Origin of the sequence: Buttiauxella ferragutiae (genome assembly GCF_022637515.1) — a bacterium.
GTDB lineage: Bacteria > Pseudomonadota > Gammaproteobacteria > Enterobacterales > Enterobacteriaceae > Buttiauxella > Buttiauxella ferragutiae.
Map to the genome: position 1 here is coordinate 5168233 of NZ_CP093332.1, position 19589 is coordinate 5187821.

Annotated in this window: 18 protein-coding genes; 13 read left to right on the top strand and 5 right to left on the bottom strand. The window is 51.9% G+C overall.

The features are described 5' to 3' along the window. Positions 1-34: 34 nt before the first annotated feature. Positions 35-2467 carry a bifunctional aspartate kinase/homoserine dehydrogenase II gene (locus MNO13_RS23755; RefSeq protein WP_241939376.1) on the bottom strand — a complete coding sequence of 811 codons (2433 nt, stop codon included), beginning with the start codon at positions 2465-2467 and terminating at the stop codon, positions 35-37. Between the two features lie 2 nt (positions 2468-2469). Next, the gene (gene metB / locus MNO13_RS23760; RefSeq protein ID WP_064541682.1) at positions 2470-3630 is read right to left on the bottom strand and encodes a cystathionine gamma-synthase; all 1161 of its coding nucleotides are present in this window, start codon (positions 3628-3630) and stop codon (positions 2470-2472) included. A 262-nt stretch (positions 3631-3892) separates the two neighbouring features. Between metB and metJ the strand changes: the two genes are divergently transcribed. Continuing rightward, positions 3893-4210 (top strand): met regulon transcriptional regulator MetJ, encoded by a 318-nt coding sequence (gene metJ, locus MNO13_RS23765; RefSeq protein ID WP_034461414.1) that lies wholly within the window; start codon positions 3893-3895, stop codon positions 4208-4210. Positions 4211-4397: 187 nt separating this feature from the next. On the opposite strand, the gene rpmE is transcribed toward metJ, so the two are convergent. Further along, a complete protein-coding gene (rpmE, locus tag MNO13_RS23770; protein ID WP_034500060.1) occupies positions 4398-4613 on the bottom strand; it encodes a 50S ribosomal protein L31 in 216 nt (71 codons plus the stop codon). 208 nt (positions 4614-4821) lie between these two features. On the opposite strand from rpmE, the gene priA reads away from it, so the two are divergent. The 7 genes from priA (at position 4822) to rraA (ending at position 12948) form a co-directional block, all read left to right on the top strand. Further along, positions 4822-7017 (top strand): primosomal protein N', encoded by a 2196-nt coding sequence (priA, locus tag MNO13_RS23775; RefSeq protein ID WP_133523060.1) that lies wholly within the window; start codon positions 4822-4824, stop codon positions 7015-7017. Between the two features lie 165 nt (positions 7018-7182). Continuing rightward, complete coding sequence (cytR, locus tag MNO13_RS23780) at positions 7183-8217, top strand: DNA-binding transcriptional regulator CytR (protein ID WP_237931363.1); 1035 nt, start codon at positions 7183-7185, stop codon at positions 8215-8217. Positions 8218-8306: 89 nt separating this feature from the next. Continuing rightward, entirely contained in the window at positions 8307-9275 is a 969-nt protein-coding gene (gene ftsN / locus MNO13_RS23785; RefSeq protein ID WP_121814601.1) for a cell division protein FtsN, read from the top strand. A 215-nt stretch (positions 9276-9490) separates the two neighbouring features. After that, positions 9491-10021: an ATP-dependent protease subunit HslV gene (gene hslV / locus MNO13_RS23790; protein WP_064541694.1), complete on the top strand. Its 531-nt coding sequence runs from the start codon at positions 9491-9493 to the stop codon at positions 10019-10021. Between the two features lie 9 nt (positions 10022-10030). Next, positions 10031-11365, top strand: coding sequence for an HslU--HslV peptidase ATPase subunit (gene hslU, locus MNO13_RS23795; protein WP_064541697.1), 1335 nt, complete (start codon positions 10031-10033; stop codon positions 11363-11365). Positions 11366-11440: 75 nt separating this feature from the next. Continuing rightward, positions 11441-12370, top strand: a complete 930-nt coding sequence (gene menA / locus MNO13_RS23800) for a 1,4-dihydroxy-2-naphthoate polyprenyltransferase (RefSeq protein WP_064541699.1) — start codon at positions 11441-11443, stop codon at positions 12368-12370. Positions 12371-12462: 92 nt separating this feature from the next. Next, complete coding sequence (gene rraA / locus MNO13_RS23805; protein WP_064541702.1) at positions 12463-12948, top strand: ribonuclease E activity regulator RraA; 486 nt, start codon at positions 12463-12465, stop codon at positions 12946-12948. A gap of 58 nt (positions 12949-13006) precedes the next feature. Here rraA and zapB read toward each other — a convergent pair whose 3' ends face one another. After that, positions 13007-13246, bottom strand: a complete 240-nt coding sequence (gene zapB, locus MNO13_RS23810) for a septal ring assembly protein ZapB (RefSeq protein WP_064541705.1) — start codon at positions 13244-13246, stop codon at positions 13007-13009. Between the two features lie 444 nt (positions 13247-13690). Here zapB and MNO13_RS23815 point away from each other — a divergent pair, with 444 nt between their 5' ends. The 4 genes from MNO13_RS23815 to fpr all read left to right on the top strand — a co-directional run bounded on the left by MNO13_RS23815 (position 13691) and on the right by fpr (position 18279). Continuing rightward, the gene (locus MNO13_RS23815; protein WP_064541709.1) at positions 13691-14542 is read left to right on the top strand and encodes an MIP/aquaporin family protein; all 852 of its coding nucleotides are present in this window, start codon (positions 13691-13693) and stop codon (positions 14540-14542) included. A 21-nt stretch (positions 14543-14563) separates the two neighbouring features. After that, positions 14564-16078, top strand: coding sequence for a glycerol kinase GlpK (gene glpK / locus MNO13_RS23820; protein WP_064541712.1), 1515 nt, complete (start codon positions 14564-14566; stop codon positions 16076-16078). 342 nt (positions 16079-16420) lie between these two features. Continuing rightward, a complete protein-coding gene (gene glpX, locus MNO13_RS23825) occupies positions 16421-17431 on the top strand; it encodes a class II fructose-bisphosphatase (RefSeq protein ID WP_064541715.1) in 1011 nt (336 codons plus the stop codon). Positions 17432-17532: 101 nt separating this feature from the next. Then, positions 17533-18279 carry a ferredoxin--NADP(+) reductase gene (fpr, locus tag MNO13_RS23830; RefSeq protein ID WP_121814604.1) on the top strand — a complete coding sequence of 249 codons (747 nt, stop codon included), beginning with the start codon at positions 17533-17535 and terminating at the stop codon, positions 18277-18279. 14 nt (positions 18280-18293) lie between these two features. On the opposite strand, the gene MNO13_RS23835 is transcribed toward fpr, so the two are convergent. Then, positions 18294-18713, bottom strand: a complete 420-nt coding sequence (locus MNO13_RS23835; protein ID WP_034500043.1) for a DUF805 domain-containing protein — start codon at positions 18711-18713, stop codon at positions 18294-18296. Between the two features lie 114 nt (positions 18714-18827). Here MNO13_RS23835 and MNO13_RS23840 point away from each other — a divergent pair, with 114 nt between their 5' ends. Beyond that, positions 18828-19424: a YiiQ family protein gene (locus MNO13_RS23840; RefSeq protein WP_064541721.1), complete on the top strand. Its 597-nt coding sequence runs from the start codon at positions 18828-18830 to the stop codon at positions 19422-19424. The last annotated feature ends 165 nt before the right edge of the window (positions 19425-19589 follow it).

The following is a 19589-nucleotide window of genomic DNA, read 5'->3' on the forward strand; positions in this document are numbered from 1 at the left end:
AAAGCTGGCCTCGGTATTTCTGTCACTGCACCGTTTACAGCAACTGCGCCAAACGGTTGAGATCCGACTGAATAGCGCCAGCCGTCACATCCCGACCAGCGCCAGGCCCACGAATCACCAGCGGGTTATCGCGATACCAGCGGCTTTCGATGGCGAAGACGTTATCGCACGGCAGCAGCGAAGCCAACGGGTGCTCAGGGCGCACCGCCTCCACGCCGACACGCGCTTTACCATTGGCATCGAAACGCGCCACGTAACGTAACACCAGACCCATTTCCTGAGCCGCTTCAAAACGCTGAACCATCTGTTCGTTCAGCTCATCGCCATTTTCAAAGAAATGGTCAATTGAACCAGTTTCACTACCGTTTGTTACCAGCGATTCAACGCGCACCTGATCTGGCTCGATGTCATAACCTGCTTCACGGGCAAGAATCACCAGCTTGCGCATCACGTCTTTACCGGAAAGATCAACGCGCGGGTCTGGTTCAGTCAACCCTTGCTGCCAGGCCTGGTCCACCAAATCGGTAAACGGCACCGTGCCATCGAATTGCAGGAACAGCCAGGAGAGCGTACCGGAGAAAATACCGCTGATGGCAAGAATTGAGTCGCCGCTTTCACGCAGGTCACGAACGGTATGGTTGACCGGCAAACCTGCACCCACGGTGGCGTTATACAACCAGTGGCGGCCTGTCTTGGTAAAGGCGTTGCGAATTTCACGGTACTTCTGGCTGTTGCTGGCACCGGCCAGTTTATTGGCGCTGATCACGTGGAAACCGTGGCTGGCGAAATCAAGATACTGATCGGCCAATTGCTCACTCGCCGTCACATCCAGAACCACCAAGTCGTCATACGGATGCGAACGCATCCACTGGAACAGGGATTCTTCATCCTGCTCTACCGCTTCGTCGTTAAAGAAAGCGAGCGCGCGGCTGGCATCCAGCCCTTCGTAATTCAGCAAACTGCGGCGGCTATCTACAACACCCGCCAGAACGAATTCAAAACCGGTACGAGCAGAAATAGTTTCTTGCTCGCGGGCGAACAATTCCAGCCAGCGAGAACCAATATTCCCTTTACCGAAAAGCACCAGACCAACACGTTTTTCAGCGCGGAACAGGGACTTATGCAGACCTTTGATGAGATTTTCAGTTGGGCCAACACGCAGTACCGCAACCAAACTAATTCCGTCTTCAGACTGCCAGATAAACTCAACAGGCTGGTCTTTCAACTGCTGCCAGAAGCGGTGGCTATGCAGCGGGTTACGACATACGCCTGCGCCCACCATCGCCACCAGCGCCAGGCTTTCACGCAGACGTAATTCGCCCGGCAGGTTGGCTTTCGTGAGCGTTTCTAACACGCTGCCGGCAACTTCTGAGGTATAGCAAAGTTGCAGCAGGTTACGATCGGGATGAACGCCAACCGACAGCGGGCGAATCTGGGCACGTTTTAACAACGTATCCAGCTCTTTGTGTGCCAGCTTAAAATCTTGCTGCGGGGAAACCTGCAGTTCAATCAGGCAGACATCATCGTGGCTGGTGACGATACGTGCGCCAGTACCGGAAGCCAGCACACGCTCGATACGTGTTGAACCTTGTTCTGGTGAATAGCTGCAACGTAATTGCAGGTCGATATCGCTACCGGAAACAGGCTGCAAGGTACGGGCGTGTAGGACAGGAGCGGCCAGGCGAGCCAGCTCACTCGCTTCATCCAGGCGCAAAAGAGGCAGCAAGCACGCATCTTTCACTTTACGTGGGTCAGCGCTGTAAACCCCGGCAACGTCACTCCAGATGGTCACGCGGGAAACCCCAGCCAATGCACCAATTTGAGTGGCGGAATAGTCAGAACCATTACGGCCAAGCAGCACGGTTTCACCCGCATCATTACGGCAAATAAAGCCGGTAACGACGAGGCGCTTATGCGGATGTTGCGCCATAAGTTCTTGCAGCAAAGGCCAGGATAAGCCTTCGTTAACTTGTGGTTGAGCAGCACGTTCAGCGCGCATAAATTCACGCGCATCCAGCCATGCAGCCGGGTGACCTAACTGATTCAGCACCGCAGACATCAGGCGTGCAGACCAAATTTCACCATGACCTACGACTTCGGCATACACTGCGTCAGTCATTTTGCCATCCAGCAAAGCCGCCAGACGCTCAAGATCCTGAATGAATGCACCGATCAGAGCATCAGCAACCTCAGGAGCCACAAGGCCGCTAATCAACTCGCTCTGATAACGACGCAGCGCTTGTTGAACCTGATGAGCAGAAAGACGATCGCTTTGGCTCAATTTTAGCCAGTTAATCAACTGGTTGGTCGTGCTACCGGCGGCGGAAACCACCATCATGTCGCCAGGATGAGAATACTCGGCCATGATCCCTGCAACGCGCAGGTAACACTTCACATCTGCCAGACTACTGCCACCAAATTTATGCAGTTGGCGAACCGGCGCCGCTGCTGGTGCTGAAACACTCATGCTTACCCCTCGGCTGCAACCCGGAACGCATTTTCCAGGTCAGCAATTAAATCTTCACTATCTTCAATGCCAGTCGAAATACGCAGCAAGGTTTCTGAAATCCCTGCTGCTGCACGCGCTTCTGGCGCCATGCCCGCATGGGTCATCGTCGCCGCGTGTGAAATCAAACTTTCTACTCCACCCAGCGATTCCGCTAACGTGAAGAGAGTCAGGCTACTCAGGAATCGACGCAGCGTTTGCTCGTCGCCATTAAATTCAAAACTCAGCATCGCGCCAAAACCTTTTTGCTGACGAGCAGCAATTTCATGGCCCTGGTTTTCTGGCAGCGAAGGATGATACAGCTTTTTCACCAGCGGTTGCGTTTGCAGGAAATCGACAATCGCCTGGGCATTTCGTTGCGCCACTTCCATACGTGGTGAAAGTGTACGCAGGCCACGCAGCAGCAAGTAGCTATCGAAAGCACTGCCGGTTACGCCAATGTTGTTTGCCCACCAGGCAAGCTCGGTGACGGTTTCCGCGTCTTTCGCAATCACCACACCGGCAACCACATCTGAGTGACCATTCAGGTATTTAGTACAAGAGTGCAGAACCAGATCTGCGCCCAATGCCAGCGGGTTTTGCAACGCCGGGCTCAGGAAAGTGTTATCCACTACACTGATTGCCCCCGCTTCACGCGCGGCGGCGCAGATTTTCGCAATATCTACCACTCGTAACAAGGGATTACTTGGGCTTTCGACCAGCACGAGTTTTGGGTTTTCGTTAAGTGCTGCCGCTAAAGCAGCTTCATCACCTTGATCGACAAACAAAACACGGTATGCGCCGCGTTTTGCCAGGCTGTCAAACAGACGATAACTGCCGCCGTAACAGTCATGCGGAGCCACCAGCAGATCGCCAGGCTTCAGGTAAACAGTCGTCACCAGATGGATTGCTGACATGCCGGTATTTGTCAGCACTGCGCCCGCACCACCTTCCAGTTCGGCCAGCGCACGCTGTACGACATCACGCGTAGGATTGCCACGGCGCGAGTAATCATGCGCGCGCGGTTCATTAAATCCGGTGAAATTATAAGTACTGGAAAGATGGATAGGGGGTACAACGCAGCCGTATTGCTCGTCATCGTTCAAACCGCTACGTACTGCGATAGTTGCCTGTTTACGCGTCATGGCTCTCGAATCCTTGCTGGTCGAATAAAAGTCAGAGACCAGAGTAAACACTGCCGAGTTAGACGTCAATACATCTGGACATCTAAACTTCTTTGCGTATAGATTGAGCAAACGCGCAATAGCCGTTAAAATTATACGCTTTAGGGTGATAGCGCCGCAGACCGCGGATCAATAAACGCTGTACACTACGTCCAGAAAATCGCTTCTGTCGTGTGTTGTCCGATTGAAGCACATTTATATTGATAAGAGGATTAAGTATCTCATGGCTGAATGGAGCGGCGAATATATCAGCCCTTACGCTGAGCACGGGAAGAAGAGTGAGCAAGTAAAGAAAATTACGGTTTCCATTCCTCTGAAGGTGTTAAAAATCCTCACCGATGAGCGTACCCGTCGCCAGGTGAATAACCTGCGTCACGCAACCAACAGTGAGCTGCTATGTGAAGCATTTCTGCATGCGTTTACTGGCCAACCGCTGCCAAACGATGCGGACCTGCGTAAAGAACGTAGTGATGAGATTCCTGAAGCAGCGAAGGTGATCATGCGCGAGTTGGGGATTGATCCAGAGACCTGGGAATACTAGTTACAGAAATTATCCTTATTCCCTATAGCATTCGAGTCGTAGGTAGGCGGCAAGGGAGCAAATCCCCGGGAGCTTACTGAAGTAAGTGACTGGGGTGAGTGAGTGCAGCCAACACCCCTACGGCTTGAATGATGACGGGAATAACAAAAAAGGCGCCGTTAGGCGCCTTTCTCTTACCGTCGGCGAATTACTTCTTCGCGCCTGGAACGCTGAAACGCTTGTTGAAGCGGTCAACGCGGCCACCGGTAGCAACATCACGCTGCTTGCCAGTGTAGAACGGGTGGCATTCGCCACAGACGTCCAGGTTCAGATCATGACCCACGGTAGAGCGAATCTTGATAGAATTACCACATGAGCAGTTTGCAGTAATTTCTGCGTAGTTCGGGTGAATATTCTTTTTCATGGAAAACCTCTGTATAAGGCCGCGTCGCTCTTCCAGCCCTAACGCCAGACACCACGCGAAGTTGATAAATTAGGTTTTTTGATACCAAAAACTGCGCATCAAAGGCGGCGAATCATACAGAACCCCGCGAATGGATGCAAACTGATCCGCATTTTCTGGAACACACAGTGTACACTATCTCGTCATTTTTATCAGCCTGGATGCATTCATGCCTGTCGCCCACGTCGCTTTGCCGGTTCCCCTTGCCCGTACTTTTGACTATTTCGTTCCTGATGGAATGCAGGTGGAATCAGGCTGTCGCGTCATGGTGCCGTTTGGTAAACGCCAGGCTGTCGGGATTGTTGTCGCCGTTAGTGAACACAGCGAATTGCCGATTAATGAACTAAAACCTGTTGCTGAAGTTCTGGATGGCGCTTCGTTGTTTCCTGTTTCACTGTGGCGCGTTCTGCTGTGGGCTGCTGAGTATTATCACCATCCGCTTGGCGATGTGCTTTTCCACGCGCTGCCCATTTTGCTGCGCCAGGGGAAACCCGCACACCACGCGCCGTTGTGGTACTGGTTTGCCACTGAAGAAGGTAAAGCCACCGATCTTAATAGCCTGAAACGTGCACCTAAGCAGCAACAGGCTTTGGCGGCAGTTCGACAAAATATCATCTGGCGGCATCAGGTGAGCGAGCTGGAAATCAGCGAAACAGGGCTACAAGCGCTGCGCGCTAAAGGTTTATGCGGCCTGAAAAGTGCCGCGCCTTCAACGCAAGACTGGCGCGATAGCTATTCCGTCGAAGGTGAACGTTTACGCCTGAACACCGAGCAAGCCACTGCAATCGGTGCGATTCACAGCTCAGCCGAAAGCTTTGCAGTCTGGCTTCTGGCGGGTATTACCGGTTCAGGCAAAACGGAAGTGTATCTCAGCGTGCTCGAAAATGTGCTGGCACAAGGCAAGCAGGCGCTGGTTCTGGTGCCGGAAATTGGCTTAACGCCACAAACTATTGCCCGTTTCCGTGAGCGTTTTAACGCACCGGTAGAAGTTCTGCACTCCGGGCTTAACGACAGCGAACGTCTTGCCGTGTGGCTAAAAGCGCGCAGTGGCGAGGCCGCGATTGTGATTGGCACACGCTCGTCGCTGTTTACGCCGTTTTGCCGGCTCGGCGTGATCGTGATTGATGAAGAACATGACAGCTCCTACAAACAGCAAGAAGGCTGGCGCTATCACGCACGCGATTTAGCGGTGTATCGCGCACATGCGGAGGATATTCCCATTATCCTTGGCTCCGCGACCCCCGCTCTGGAAACGTTGCACAACGTGCATTTGGGGAAATATCGGCAGTTGCGCCTGACAAAGCGCGCCGGTAATGCACGCCCGGCAACGCAACAAGTGGTGGATTTAAAAGGACAACCGCTGAAATCCGGCCTGGCACCTGCGCTTATCAAGAAAATCGGCCAGCATTTGAAGGCTGATAACCAGGTGATTCTGTTCCTTAACCGTCGTGGATTTGCACCCGCCCTGCTGTGCCATGAATGCGGCTGGATAGCGGAATGCCCACGTTGCGATCACTATTACACCTACCACCAGGGCCAGCGCCATTTGCGCTGCCACCATTGCGACAGCCAAAGACCGGTTCCTCAGCAATGCCCGAGTTGTGGTTCCACTAATCTGGTTCCGGTCGGCATGGGGACGGAGCAACTTGAGCACAGTCTTGCGCCGGAATTCCCGGGCGTGCCGATTTCGCGTATCGACCGCGATACCACCAGCCGTAAAGGGGCGCTTGAACAGCAACTGGCGGAAGTTCATCGTGGCGGCGCACGCATTTTAATTGGTACGCAAATGTTAGCGAAAGGGCATCACTTCCCGGACGTGACGTTGGTGGCTTTGCTGGATGTTGATGGCGCGCTGTTTTCCGCTGATTTCCGCGCAGCAGAACGCTTTGCCCAGCTCTATATTCAGGTTTCCGGGCGCGCTGGACGAGCAGGCAAACCAGGCGAAGTCCTGCTACAAACGCACCATCCAGAGCATCCCTTATTACAAACATTGCTCACCAAAGGTTATGACGATTTCGCCAGCCAGGCTTTGAAAGAGCGCCAGACGGTGTTCTTGCCACCGTTTACCAGCCACATCATGTTCCGTGCGGAAGACCAAAATAACCATCAGGCCCCCCTGTTTTTACAGCAGTTACGAAATCTGCTGGAGTCCAGCCCGTTAAGGGATGACCAACTGTGGATAATGGGGCCAGTGCCTTGTTTACAGCCCAAACGCGGGGGCCGTTTCCGCTGGCAAATTCTGCTGCAACACCCTTCGCGCGCACGCCTGCAACGGCTGGTTAGCCATTCGCTGAAACTGGTTAATACGTTACCTGAATCACGCAAAGTGAAATGGATGCTGGATGTTGACCCGATAGACGGGTAGCACAAAGCGCTACGGATATGCGAAGCGGATCGAAAAATTCAACAACCATCACACTTTTAATGAAATAACTGTAACCAACGGGTCTCAATTTCTGCTAAGAATGTGAGCATGGTCAGACACCAGGGACGTTGTCAGCACCTGTAAAGTGCACGCGAGGAGAAGAAGTTGAAGCTGAAGAATCAGGTTGCCAATGCAACCATGAAAGATGTTGCAGTGCAGGCGAAAGTCTCAACTGCAACAGTGTCCAGGGCGTTAATGAACCCGGATAAAGTATCGCAAAGCACTCGTAATCGTGTGGAACAAGCGGCTATAGCCGTAGGTTATTTACCCCATTCATTGGGGCGAAATTTAAAGCGTAATGAATCACGCACCATTCTGGTTATTGTCCCGGATATCTGCGATCCCTTCTTTAGCGAAATCATTCGCGGTATTGAAGTGACGGCGGCGGAACAAGGCTATTTGGTGTTAATTGGTGATTGCGCTCATCAAAACCAGCAAGAAAAAACGTTCATCAATCTGATTATCACCAAGCAGATTGACGGGATGCTATTGCTCGGCTCGCGCCTTCCTTTTGATGCCAGCATCGAAGAGCAACGCAATTTACCGCCGATGGTGATGGCGAATGAATTTGCGCCTGAACTGGAACTGCCAACCGTTCATATTGATAACCTGACGGCTGCATTCAACGCCGTTTATTATCTGCAACAGCTTGGCCATCAAAAAATTGCCTGTATTGCTGGCCCTGAAGAGATGCCGCTTTGTCACTACCGCTTGCAAGGGTACGTGCAGGCATTGCGCCGCACGGGAACGGTGGTCGATCCACATTACATCGCACGTGGAGACTTCACCTACGAAGCCGGTGCGGCGGCGTTATCGAAATTACTGGCACTACCAAATCCACCAACCGCTGTGTTCTGTCATAGCGACGTTATGGCGCTGGGCGCATTGTCTCAGGCCAAGCGCAGTGGCTTGCGCGTGCCAGAAGACTTATCAATCATGGGCTTTGATGACATCGCTCTGTCACAGTTCTGTGACCCACCTCTCACCACTGTGGCGCAACCCCGTTTCGATATTGGGCGAGAAGCTATGCTGTTGCTATTGGATCAGCTTCACGGGCAAGCCGTGAGTAGTGGTTCGCGTTTGCTGGATTGTGAGCTCATTGAACGAGGCACCACCAGCGCACCTGGCAGTAGAAAATGAACCGCTTTAGGACACTGGATTCTGGTCAAAGGGATGTCCATTAAGTAACATGGCGGGCTGATAAACGTAAAAAATATAGCGAATCGATAGTGGCACAACGAGATTATGTACGCCGCGGGCAATCGGCAGGTACGCGGCGTAAGAAAAGTAGCACCCGCAGCAAGCAACGCAGCCTACCGTCTGTCTCGCCGACAATGGTCGCCATTGCGGCCGCCGTTCTGGTGACCTTTATTGGTGCCCTGTACTTCATTACTCATCATAAGAAAGATGAAAGCGAAACCCTGCCTGGACACAAAGTCACAGGTAACGGCCTGCCACCTAAACCGGAAGAACGCTGGCGTTACATCAAAGAACTGGAAAATCGCCAGACCGGTGTGCGTAGCCCTACTGAGCCGACTGCCGGTGGCGAAGTGCAGAATAAAGATCAGCTCACCAGCGAGCAGCGCCAGTTGTTGGAGCAAATGCAGGCGGATATGCGCCAGCAGCCGACTCAGTTGAATGAAGTGCCATGGAATGAGCAGACGCCAGAACAGCGCCAGCACACACTCCAGCGCCAGAAAGCTATTCAACAGCAACAGTTCACCGCTCAACAAGTTGCACCGCAACCAAGAGCTGTGCAGCCGCAGCCGGTAACGCAGCAGCCACGTCCAGTGCAGCAGCAACCGCGAACGACGACGTCAACGCAGCAGCCGTATCAAGATTTGTTGCAAACCCCGCCGCATACCCAGCAGCGTGCAGCGACAACAACGACACAACCCAAAGCGGCTCAACCGGCAGCACCGATCGAAGCGGTCAAACCCGCTCCGGCACCACAGGAAAAGCCGAAAGACGAAAAACGCTGGATGGTACAGTGTGGTTCCTTTAAAGGCAGTGAGCAGGCGGAAACCGTCCGTGCGCAGTTGGCTTTCGAAGGTTTTGATTCGCGCATTACCACCAATAATGGCTGGAATCGTGTGGTGATTGGGCCAATCAAAGGTAAAGAGAATGCCGATGGTACGATCAACCGTCTGAAGATGGCGGGTCACTCTAACTGTATTCGTCTTGGCTCCGGGGGTTGAAACCCCCAAAATCCCCCCCATCTATAATTGCATTCAGCCCCGAACATATTTTGGGGATCATATTTCTACCCTAAATAATTCGGGTTGAAGGAAGGCGGCAAAAGAAGGAATCCCGATGAGCTTACTCAAGTAAGTGATTCGGGTGACTGAAAGAAGCCAACGCACCTACAACTTGAATTATGAAGGGTACAGCTGATGCAATAAGGGGTCTGCTCGTGACAACAATAGTAAGTGTGCGCCGTAACGGCCATGTCGTAATCGGTGGTGATGGTCAGGCCACGCTCGGCAACACCGTAATGAAAGGCAACGTTAAAAAAGTGCGTCGTTTGTATAACGACAAAGTGATTGCCGGTTTTGCTGGCGGCACTGCGGATGCCTTCACCCTATTCGAACTGTTTGAGCGCAAGCTAGAAATGCACCAGGGCCACCTGGTGAAAGCGGCGGTTGAACTGGCAAAAGACTGGCGTACCGACCGTATGCTGCGCAAGCTCGAAGCGCTATTGGCTGTCGCCGATGAAAATGCCTCGCTGATCATTACCGGTAATGGTGATGTTATCCAGCCAGAAGATGATCTGATTGCGATTGGTTCAGGTGGCCCTTATGCACAGGCCGCAGCGCGTGCACTGCTTGATAACACCGAACTGGGTGCTCGTGACATCGTAGAGAAATCGCTGGGGATCGCCGGTGATATCTGTATCTACACCAACCATTTCCATACTATTGAAGAATTAGCGTCTAAGGCGTAAGGAATCCCCATGTCTGAAATGACCCCACGCGAAATTGTCAGCGAACTGAACAAACACATCATTGGCCAGGACAATGCCAAGCGTTCCGTGGCGATTGCGCTGCGCAACCGCTGGCGCCGTATGCAGCTTGATGAAGAGCTGCGCCATGAAGTTACGCCAAAAAACATTCTGATGATCGGCCCAACCGGTGTCGGTAAAACCGAAATTGCTCGTCGTCTGGCGAAACTCGCCAACGCGCCGTTCATCAAAGTTGAAGCCACCAAATTCACCGAAGTTGGTTATGTTGGTAAAGAAGTGGATTCTATCATCCGCGATCTAACTGATTCTGCGATGAAAATGGTGCGTTTGCAGTCCATTGAAAAGAACCGATTCCGCGCCGAAGAAATGGCCGAAGAGCGCATCCTTGATGTTCTGCTGCCACCAGCTAAAAACAACTGGGGCCAGGCTGAAGCGCCACAAGAACCTTCTGCGGCTCGCCAGTCTTTCCGTAAGAAATTGCGTGAAGGCCAGTTAGACGATAAAGAAATTGAAATCGATCTGGCTGCAGCACCGATGGGTGTTGAGATCATGGCTCCTCCTGGCATGGAAGAAATGACCAACCAGTTGCAGTCTATGTTCCAAAACCTGGGTGGCCAGAAGCAAAAGCCACGCAAGTTGAAAATCAAAGACGCGATGAAACTTCTGATTGAAGAAGAAGCTGCGAAGCTTGTGAATCCAGAAGAGCTGAAGCAAGACGCGATTGATGCGGTTGAGCAACACGGCATCGTGTTTATCGATGAGATCGACAAAATCTGTAAGCGCGGTGGCAACAGCTCCGGCCCGGATGTTTCTCGTGAAGGCGTTCAGCGTGACTTGCTGCCACTGGTTGAAGGCTGCACCGTTTCTACTAAACACGGTATGGTCAAAACTGACCACATTCTGTTTATTGCATCTGGTGCATTCCAGGTGGCAAGCCCGTCAGACCTGATCCCTGAATTGCAGGGGCGTCTGCCAATTCGTGTGGAATTGCAGGCACTGACGGTTGAAGATTTCGAACGCATTCTGACCGAGCCTAACGCGTCTATCACTGTGCAATACAAAGCGCTGATGGGCACTGAAGGCGTGACTATCGACTTTACCGCAGATGGTATTCGCCGTATTGCTGAGGCCGCATGGCAGGTGAACGAATCCACCGAAAACATCGGTGCGCGTCGTCTACACACGGTGCTGGAGCGCCTGGTTGAAGACATCTCTTATGATGCCAGCGATCTGAGCGGCCAATCCATTCTGATCGATGCCGAATATGTTAGTAAACATCTGGATGAGTTGGTAGCAGATGAAGACTTGAGCCGTTTTATCCTATAATCGCGCTCAACGTATTTTCTTCATTACAAATGGAGGGCTTATGCCCTCCATTTTTTATATCTAACAGAGAGAACTATGAGCGAATCGCACTCTGTAAGCACCACTCAGGCCTGGCTTGAAAGCTTGCGCCCCCGCACTTTACCGCTGGCTTTTGCCTCTATCGTTTGTGGTTCTGCGTTGGCTTTTTGGCAAGGCGTGTTTAATCCGGCTATTGCGTTACTGGCGTTGCTGACTGCGGGGCTACTGCAAATCCTCTCGAATCTGGCTAATGACTACGGCGATGCGGTAAAAGGCAGCGATAAAGAAGACCGAATAGGGCCATTGCGCGGAATGCAGAAAGGTGTGATTACCCAGGCGCAAATGAAAAAAGCGCTGATCATTAGCGTGGTATTAATTTGCTTGTCTGGCATGGCATTGGTCGCTGTCGCCTGCCACACACTGGCCGATTTCCTCGGTTTCATGGCGCTGGGTTTGCTGGCAATCATCGCCGCAATTACCTACACCGTAGGTACACGTCCATATGGATACATGGGGCTTGGCGATATTTCAGTGCTGGTCTTTTTTGGCTGGCTGAGTGTCGCGGGAACCTGGTACTTGCAGGCGCATACTCTGGCACCTTTGGTCTTTTTACCCGCCACGGCGTGCGGATTGCTCGCAACAGCGGTGCTCAACATCAATAATTTACGCGATATCGACAGCGACCGGGAAAACGGTAAAAACACGCTGGCGGTGCGATTAGGCCCGGTGCTGGCACGTCGTTATCATGCCTGCCTGTTGATTGGGGCGCTGGTGTGCCTCGCAGTATTCAATCTTGTCTGGCTGCAAAATTTGTGGGGATGGTTGTTTGTCCTGGCCGCGCCGTTGCTCATTAAACAGGCGCTTTATGTGTTAAATGAAATGGAACCTGTCGCCATGCGCCCGATGCTTGTACGCACGGTGAAAGCCGCATTGCTCACTAACTTGTTGTTTGCGGTAGGAGTTGTGCTCAGCACGGTTTCGTTTTAGCTGACAAATATCAATTAACAATTGATGATTTTGCCAACAGTTAATATTAAGCGATATACTGACAACTCGTGCAGCAACAGAATCTTAATCCTATGAAATATGATACTTCCGAGCTTTGCGACATCTATCAGGAAGATGTCAACGTCGTTGAACCGCTGTTTTCCAATTTCGGTGGGCGGTCGTCCTTTGGCGGGCAAATCATCACGGTGAAATGTTTCGAGGACAACGGATTGTTGTATGATCTGCTCGAACAAAATGGCCGTGGACGTGTTTTGGTGATCGATGGCGGCGGCTCTGTACGCCGTGCTTTGATTGACGCAGAACTTGCCCGTCTGGCGGCTCAAAATGAGTGGGAAGGCATTGTGGTATATGGTGCCGTGCGTCAGGTTGATGACCTGGAGGAACTGGATATTGGTATTCAGGCAATTGCCGCCATTCCTGTTGGCTCTGCTGGTGTTGGCGTTGGCGAAAGTGACGTGCGCGTTAACTTTGGCGGCGTGACATTCTTCTCCGGCGACCATCTGTATGCCGATAACACCGGCATTATCCTTTCCGAAGATCCCCTCGATATTGAGTAACAAAATCGAATAACAAAACGGGCGCCCTGGGGCGCCCGTTTTTATTGAAGCTGTGGTCTTACACTTCTTCCATTTTACCCAGCAGGGCGTGCAGACGATCCTGCCACACGTGCTGTTGTTCTTTCAGAGAATTGTTTTCGCGTACTAATTCTTCATGATTGCTCTGAGACTGCTGAACTTGCTGAGACAGGTTGGTGTTGCTCTCTTTCAGTTCTTCGATTTCCATCTGCAGCAGGGTAATGGTATCAATCGCCTGCTGTACTTTTGCTTCCAGTTTCTCAAACACTTCAAATGACATTTCGAACCTCTCCTGAATTGCAAGGCGTTGATGGATGTCTAAATCCCCGTCCCGGATATTCCCCGAAGACACCTTATGAATATATGCGCACCACGCAGCGTGTCTCGATTGTAAGTAGCGTGAGTAGCCGTGTCCAGCGAGTTGAAGCGCTCTTTGCGTAACATAACGTTTTTCGGCATATACCGAATGGCGGCATGTCTTAAAATCACTATTTGTTAACGCATTAATTGCGGTTATGAATGTCGAAGTTATCTTCCCTGGGTGATAATGCGCACAAATTGGCGCGAAATCGCTCATTTTTATGACGTGACACACAAATTTAAAGCTCGATATTTCTCGTTTATGTTCGTTAACGATAAATTAACACAACGCCTACATGGCACCTGCGCGGCAGGGAATGCCCGAACAAACAATAAACATTAATTTTGCCTTCAGGACCCTATTATGAGTCAGACAGCTCCATCAACCTTGAAAGGTCAGTGCATCGCCGAGTTTATGGGTACCGCGTTGTTGATTTTCTTTGGTGTAGGATGTGTAGCCGCCTTAAAAGTGGCGGGCGCAAGCTTCGGGCAGTGGGAAATTAGCGTCATCTGGGGGTTAGGGGTGGCGATGGCTATCTACCTGACCGCAGGGGTTTCCGGCGCGCATCTCAATCCTGCGGTGACCATCGCATTATGGCTTTTCGCCTGTTTTGAAAAACGCAAAGTGGTGCCATTTATTGTGTCGCAGGTTGCAGGTGCGTTCTGTGCCGCAGCTTTGGTGTATGGCCTGTATTACAATTTATTCCTCGATTACGAGCAGACGCATCACATGGTGCGCGGCAGCGTAGAAAGCCTGGATTTGGCGGGGATCTTCTCAACCTATCCAAACCCACACATTAATCTGGTACAGGCGTTTGCCGTAGAGATGGTGATTACCGCCATTTTGATGGGCGTTATCCTGGCGCTGACGGACGATGGCAACGGTGTCCCTCGTGGCCCGTTAGCCCCGCTGCTGATTGGCTTGTTGATTGCGGTTATCGGCGCATCAATGGGACCATTGACCGGTTTTGCCATGAACCCAGCGCGTGACTTTGGCCCGAAACTTTTCGCCTGGTTAGCAGGCTGGGGTGACGTCGCCTTTACCGGTGGCCGTGATATTCCTTACTTCCTGGTACCGGTGTTTGGCCCGATTGTAGGCGCGGCGTTAGGTGCCTTTGGTTACCGTAAGCTGATTGGTCGCCATTTACCTTGTGATGTTTGCGTGGCAGAGGAAGAAAAATCCAGCGCCGCCAAACAACAAAATGCTTCTTTGTAAGACTGACTTCAGGACAAAATTATGACTCACGAAAAAAAATACATTGTCGCACTCGATCAAGGAACCACCAGCTCTCGCGCCGTCGTCCTGGATCACGATGCCAACGTCGTTAGCGTTTCGCAGCGCGAATTTCAGCAAATCTACCCAAAAGCAGGATGGGTAGAACATGACCCGATGGAGATTTGGGCAACTCAAAGCTCCACACTAGTCGAAGTGCTGGCGAAAGCAGACATCAACTCAGACCAAATTGCCGCCATTGGTATCACCAACCAACGTGAAACCGCGATTGTCTGGGAAAAAGAGACCGGTAAACCGATTTACAACGCCATCGTCTGGCAGTGCCGCCGTACCGCAGAAATCTGCGAGCAACTCAAGCGCGACGGCCTGGAAGAGTACATCAAATCGGCAACCGGCCTGGTGGTTGACCCGTACTTCTCCGGTACCAAAGTAAAGTGGATTCTTGATCACGTTGAAGGCTCGCGTGAGCGCGCTCGCCGTGGTGAATTACTGTTTGGTACTGTCGATACCTGGTTAATCTGGAAGATGACTCAGGGACGCGTGCACGTTACTGATTACACCAACGCCTCACGAACCATGCTGTTTAACATCCACGATCTGACCTGGGATGATCGCATGCTGGAAGCGCTGGATATTCCGCGCGCTATGCTGCCAGAAGTGCGTAAATCCTCAGAAGTGTATGGCCAGACCAACATTGGTGGTAAAGGTGGTACGCGTATTCCTATCGCCGGGATCGCCGGTGACCAGCAGGCTGCACTCTTCGGTCAGTTGTGCGTAAAAGAAGGGATGGCGAAAAACACCTACGGTACCGGCTGCTTCATGTTGATGAACACCGGCACGCAGGCCGTTAAATCCACTCACGGTTTGCTGACCACGATTGCTTGCGGCCCACGCGGTGAAGTGAATTATGCGCTGGAAGGTGCAGTATTCATGGGTGGCGCTTCTATCCAGTGGCTGCGCGACGAGATGAAACTGATCAGCGACGCGACGGATTCCGAATACTTTGCCACCAAAGTAAAAGACACCAACGGCGTGTATGTCGTCCCGGCATTTACTGGCCTGGGCGCGCCTTACTGGGACCCGTATGCTCGAGGCGCAATCTTCGGCCTGACTCGCGGCGTGAACGCAAACCACATTATCCGCGCCACACTTGAGTCCATCGCTTACCAAACACGCGATGTGCTGGAAGCGATGCAGGCTGACGCTGATATTCGCTTACACGCTTTGCGTGTTGATGGCGGTGCGGTGGCGAATAACTTCCTGATGCAGTTCCAGGCGGACATTTTGGGGACTCGTGTTGAACGCCCTGAAGTTCGTGAAGTGACAGCATTGGGCGCCGCTTATCTGGCAGGCCTGGCCGTTGGCTTCTGGCAGAACCTGGACGAAGTCAGCGAGAAAGCGGTTATCGAAAAAGAGTTCCGTCCGGGTATCGAAACGACCGAACGTAATTACCGTTACGCTGGCTGGAAAAAAGCCGTTAAGCGTGCGCTGGCCTGGGAAGATCACGAAGAAAGTTAATTGCCCTCACCCACCGGGAGCTGTCTCTTATACACAACTCACCCTGGCAATTTTGTCAGGGTAAGATCTGTAAGCCTCGCAGGTTTTCCGTTCACCCGTGAGTTGTAAGTCCCGCAAACGGTTAACGTATCAAGGGGTTAACGCCAACCCCTTGATAATCCAGGCGCCCGGCAAATCAATCGCGACATAAACATGCTGTCACCTGGTGAACGGAGCCTTCTCCGGCTCGGCAGGAACCAGTCCTCAAAGATGTGACTAAGAGACAGCCCACCAGGAGAGGGGATCACCCTACCCCGCCTGTGCTAAACTCCGTCGCAATTGGGCTTGCTAAATGAGTGTGCAATGAGACGAGAACTGGCGATAGAATTTTCCCGCGTAACTGAAGCCGCAGCGTTGGCTGGTTATAAATGGTTGGGGCGTGGCGACAAAAATACGGCTGACGGTGCTGCCGTTCACGCGATGCGTATTGTGCTTAATCAGGTCAATATTGACGGCCAGATTGTGATTGGCGAAGGGGAAATCGACGAAGCACCCATGTTGTACATTGGTGAAAGAGTCGGTACCGGCCAGGGCGACGCAGTAGATATCGCCGTTGACCCGATTGAAGGCACACGCATGACCGCCATGGGCCAGGCAAACGCGCTGGCAGTATTGGCCGTTGGTGACAAAGGCAGCTTCCTGAACGCTCCCGACATGTACATGGAAAAGCTGATTGTCGGCCCTGGCGCTAAAGGCATTATCGACCTGAATCTTCCGCTGGCAGAAAACCTCTATAACGTCGCCGTAGCGCTCAATAAACCGCTCAGTGAACTCACCGTCACCATTCTTGCTAAACCTCGCCACGATGAAGTCATTGCCGAAATGCAAAAGCTTGGGGTGCGCGTGTTTGCGATTCCTGATGGCGATGTTGCAGCATCTATTTTGACCTGCATGCCGGATAGCGAAGTCGATGTGATGTACGGTATTGGCGGCGCACCTGAAGGCGTGATTTCTGCGGCGGTTATCCGCGCGCTGGACGGCGATATGCATGGCCGCCTGTTGGCTCGTCACCACGTAAAAGGTGACAACGAAGAAAACCGTCGAATCGGTGAGCAAGAGATAGCCCGCTGCACAGCAATGGGCATTGAAGCAGGCCTGGTGTTGAAGCTCGATGACATGGCGCGCAACGACAACGTTATTTTCTCGGCAACTGGTATCACCAAAGGCGATTTGCTGGATGGGATCACCCGTAAAGGGAATATGGCGACCACTGAAACTCTGCTGATTCGTGGTAAATCACGCACCATTCGTCGCATCAAATCTATTCACTACCTTGACCGTAAAGACCAGGAAGTACAGACCCATATTCTGTAAGCCCATCGTTTGTCTGATTGAGCTTTCCAGCTTTAACCAGCTGGAAATCTCTCACTTTTCTGGTGAAGATAGGAAAAACACAACACAGGGGAATGAACATCATGGCGGAATGGGTCAAAGGTAAAGTTGTCCAGATTGAAAACTGGACTGACGCTCTTTTTAGTCTCACTGTTCATGCGCCTGTCGCCCCTTTCACCGCCGGGCAATTCACTAAACTTGGGATGGAAATTGACGGCGACCGCGTACAACGCGCTTATTCCTACGTCAATGCACCCAGCGATCCGAACCTCGAGTTTTATCTGGTCACCGTGCCTGAAGGCAAGCTCAGCCCACGTCTGCATGCTCTGCAGCCTGGGGATGAAATTATGCTGGTGAGCGAAGCGGCTGGATTCTTTGTGCTGGATGAAATCCCTGATTGCCAGACATTATGGATGCTGGCAACGGGAACAGCACTCGGCCCGTATCTTTCGATTTTGCAGGAAGGTAAAGGCCTTGAGCGCTTCGATAACATCGTTTTGCTTCATGCCGTACGTTATGCGCAGGATTTGAGTTATTTGCCATTGATGCAAAAACTCCAGCAGCAATATGAAGGGAAATTACGCATTCAGACGGTCGTTAGTCGGGAATCAATTCCTGGTTCGTTAACCGGCCGCGTGCCTGCACTTATCGAAAGCGGCGAACTGGAAGCGGCTGTTGGCCTGCCAATGAACATTGAGACCAGTCATGTGATGTTATGCGGAAACCCGCAGATGGTACGAGATACACAGCAGTTGCTGAAAGATACCCGGCAGATGACCAAACATTTACGCCGCCGACCGGGCCATATGACTGCAGAACACTATTGGTAACTTTATGGGTAATGCTAGCGGTACTTCACTTCGCTGGTGTCTTTGCCAAAGCGGTTTTCACCCTGGGTGCCAACAAACGCGCCCAGGTCCATAATAACCATCACCAAAATCAGCGTTGGGATAAAACGGCCAAGCCCCCACTGCGCTAACGTTCCGAAAGTTTCCCAGTTACCTGCAAGCAACAACCACGCAGGAATAAACAGCAGCGCCCACCAGCCTTTTTTATTGCGGTCATGAAGACGTTTGACGATCACGGCGGCAGTCGGAATCAACGAACCCGAAAGAAAGAAGCCGGCAGTGGAGTAAGGCATAATTTCAGCACCCGCGAGGGTGAAGAGAATGATCAGCGCAATTAGCCAGACGCCAATCCAAATCCAGAAGTCACGACGTCCAATACGTCCGTTAAAAGAGAACAGCCATTGCTGTATGGTCATGGTAAGGTCCATTTTATTGTTTAGCGCCGTAGTGTACCCCAGCTATGATGGGTTTTGACAAGCCAACGGAATGCCGATTTAATCGGAAAGCAGAATTCACAGGAGAATTTGTCGATGAGACATCTGGTTGCAGGTCTGGCTTTGCTGATACTACCCGTTACGGTGGTGTGGGCTGATCCGCCTTCAGATTCCACCTCAACGCTACAAGTTGCTCCCTATTTATTGGCAGGCGCCCCAACGTTCGACATGAACATTACGCAGTTTCGGGAAAAATTCACGACTGCAAACCCGTCTTTGCCCATCAATGAGTTCCGTGCCATCGACTCCAATTCCGATGAAGTGAACCTGATGCGTGCCGCCAGCAAAATCAACGAAAACCTCTACACATCAACTGCGTTAGAACACGGCACTCTGAAAATAAAATCTATCCAGATAACGTGGTTGCCGATTCAAGGGCCTGAGCAAAAAGTGGCGCGAGCAAAAGCGACAGAGTACATGGCCGCGCTGATTCGTACCTTTACGCCCTCGCTTTCAAAGCCACAAAGCGTAGCAAAACTCACCAGGTTGCTCAGTAACGGAAAGAACAAACGTTACTACACACAAACCGATGGCGCGATCCGCTATGTTGTCGCAGACAACGGTGAAAAGGGGCTGACCTTCGCTGTTGAACCGATTAAGCTAACGCTATCTGAGACACTGAACACCAACTAAACATACCCGTTAGCATTCCAGTCGCAGGTAGGCGGCCAGGGAGCTTATGCCGATGAGCTTACTTCAGTAAGTGATTCGGGTAAGTGAGTGCAGCCAACACCCCTGTGACTTGAATGATGACGGGTATATATGACAAAAAGCAAAGCCTTTCGCTTGCTGAGTCTC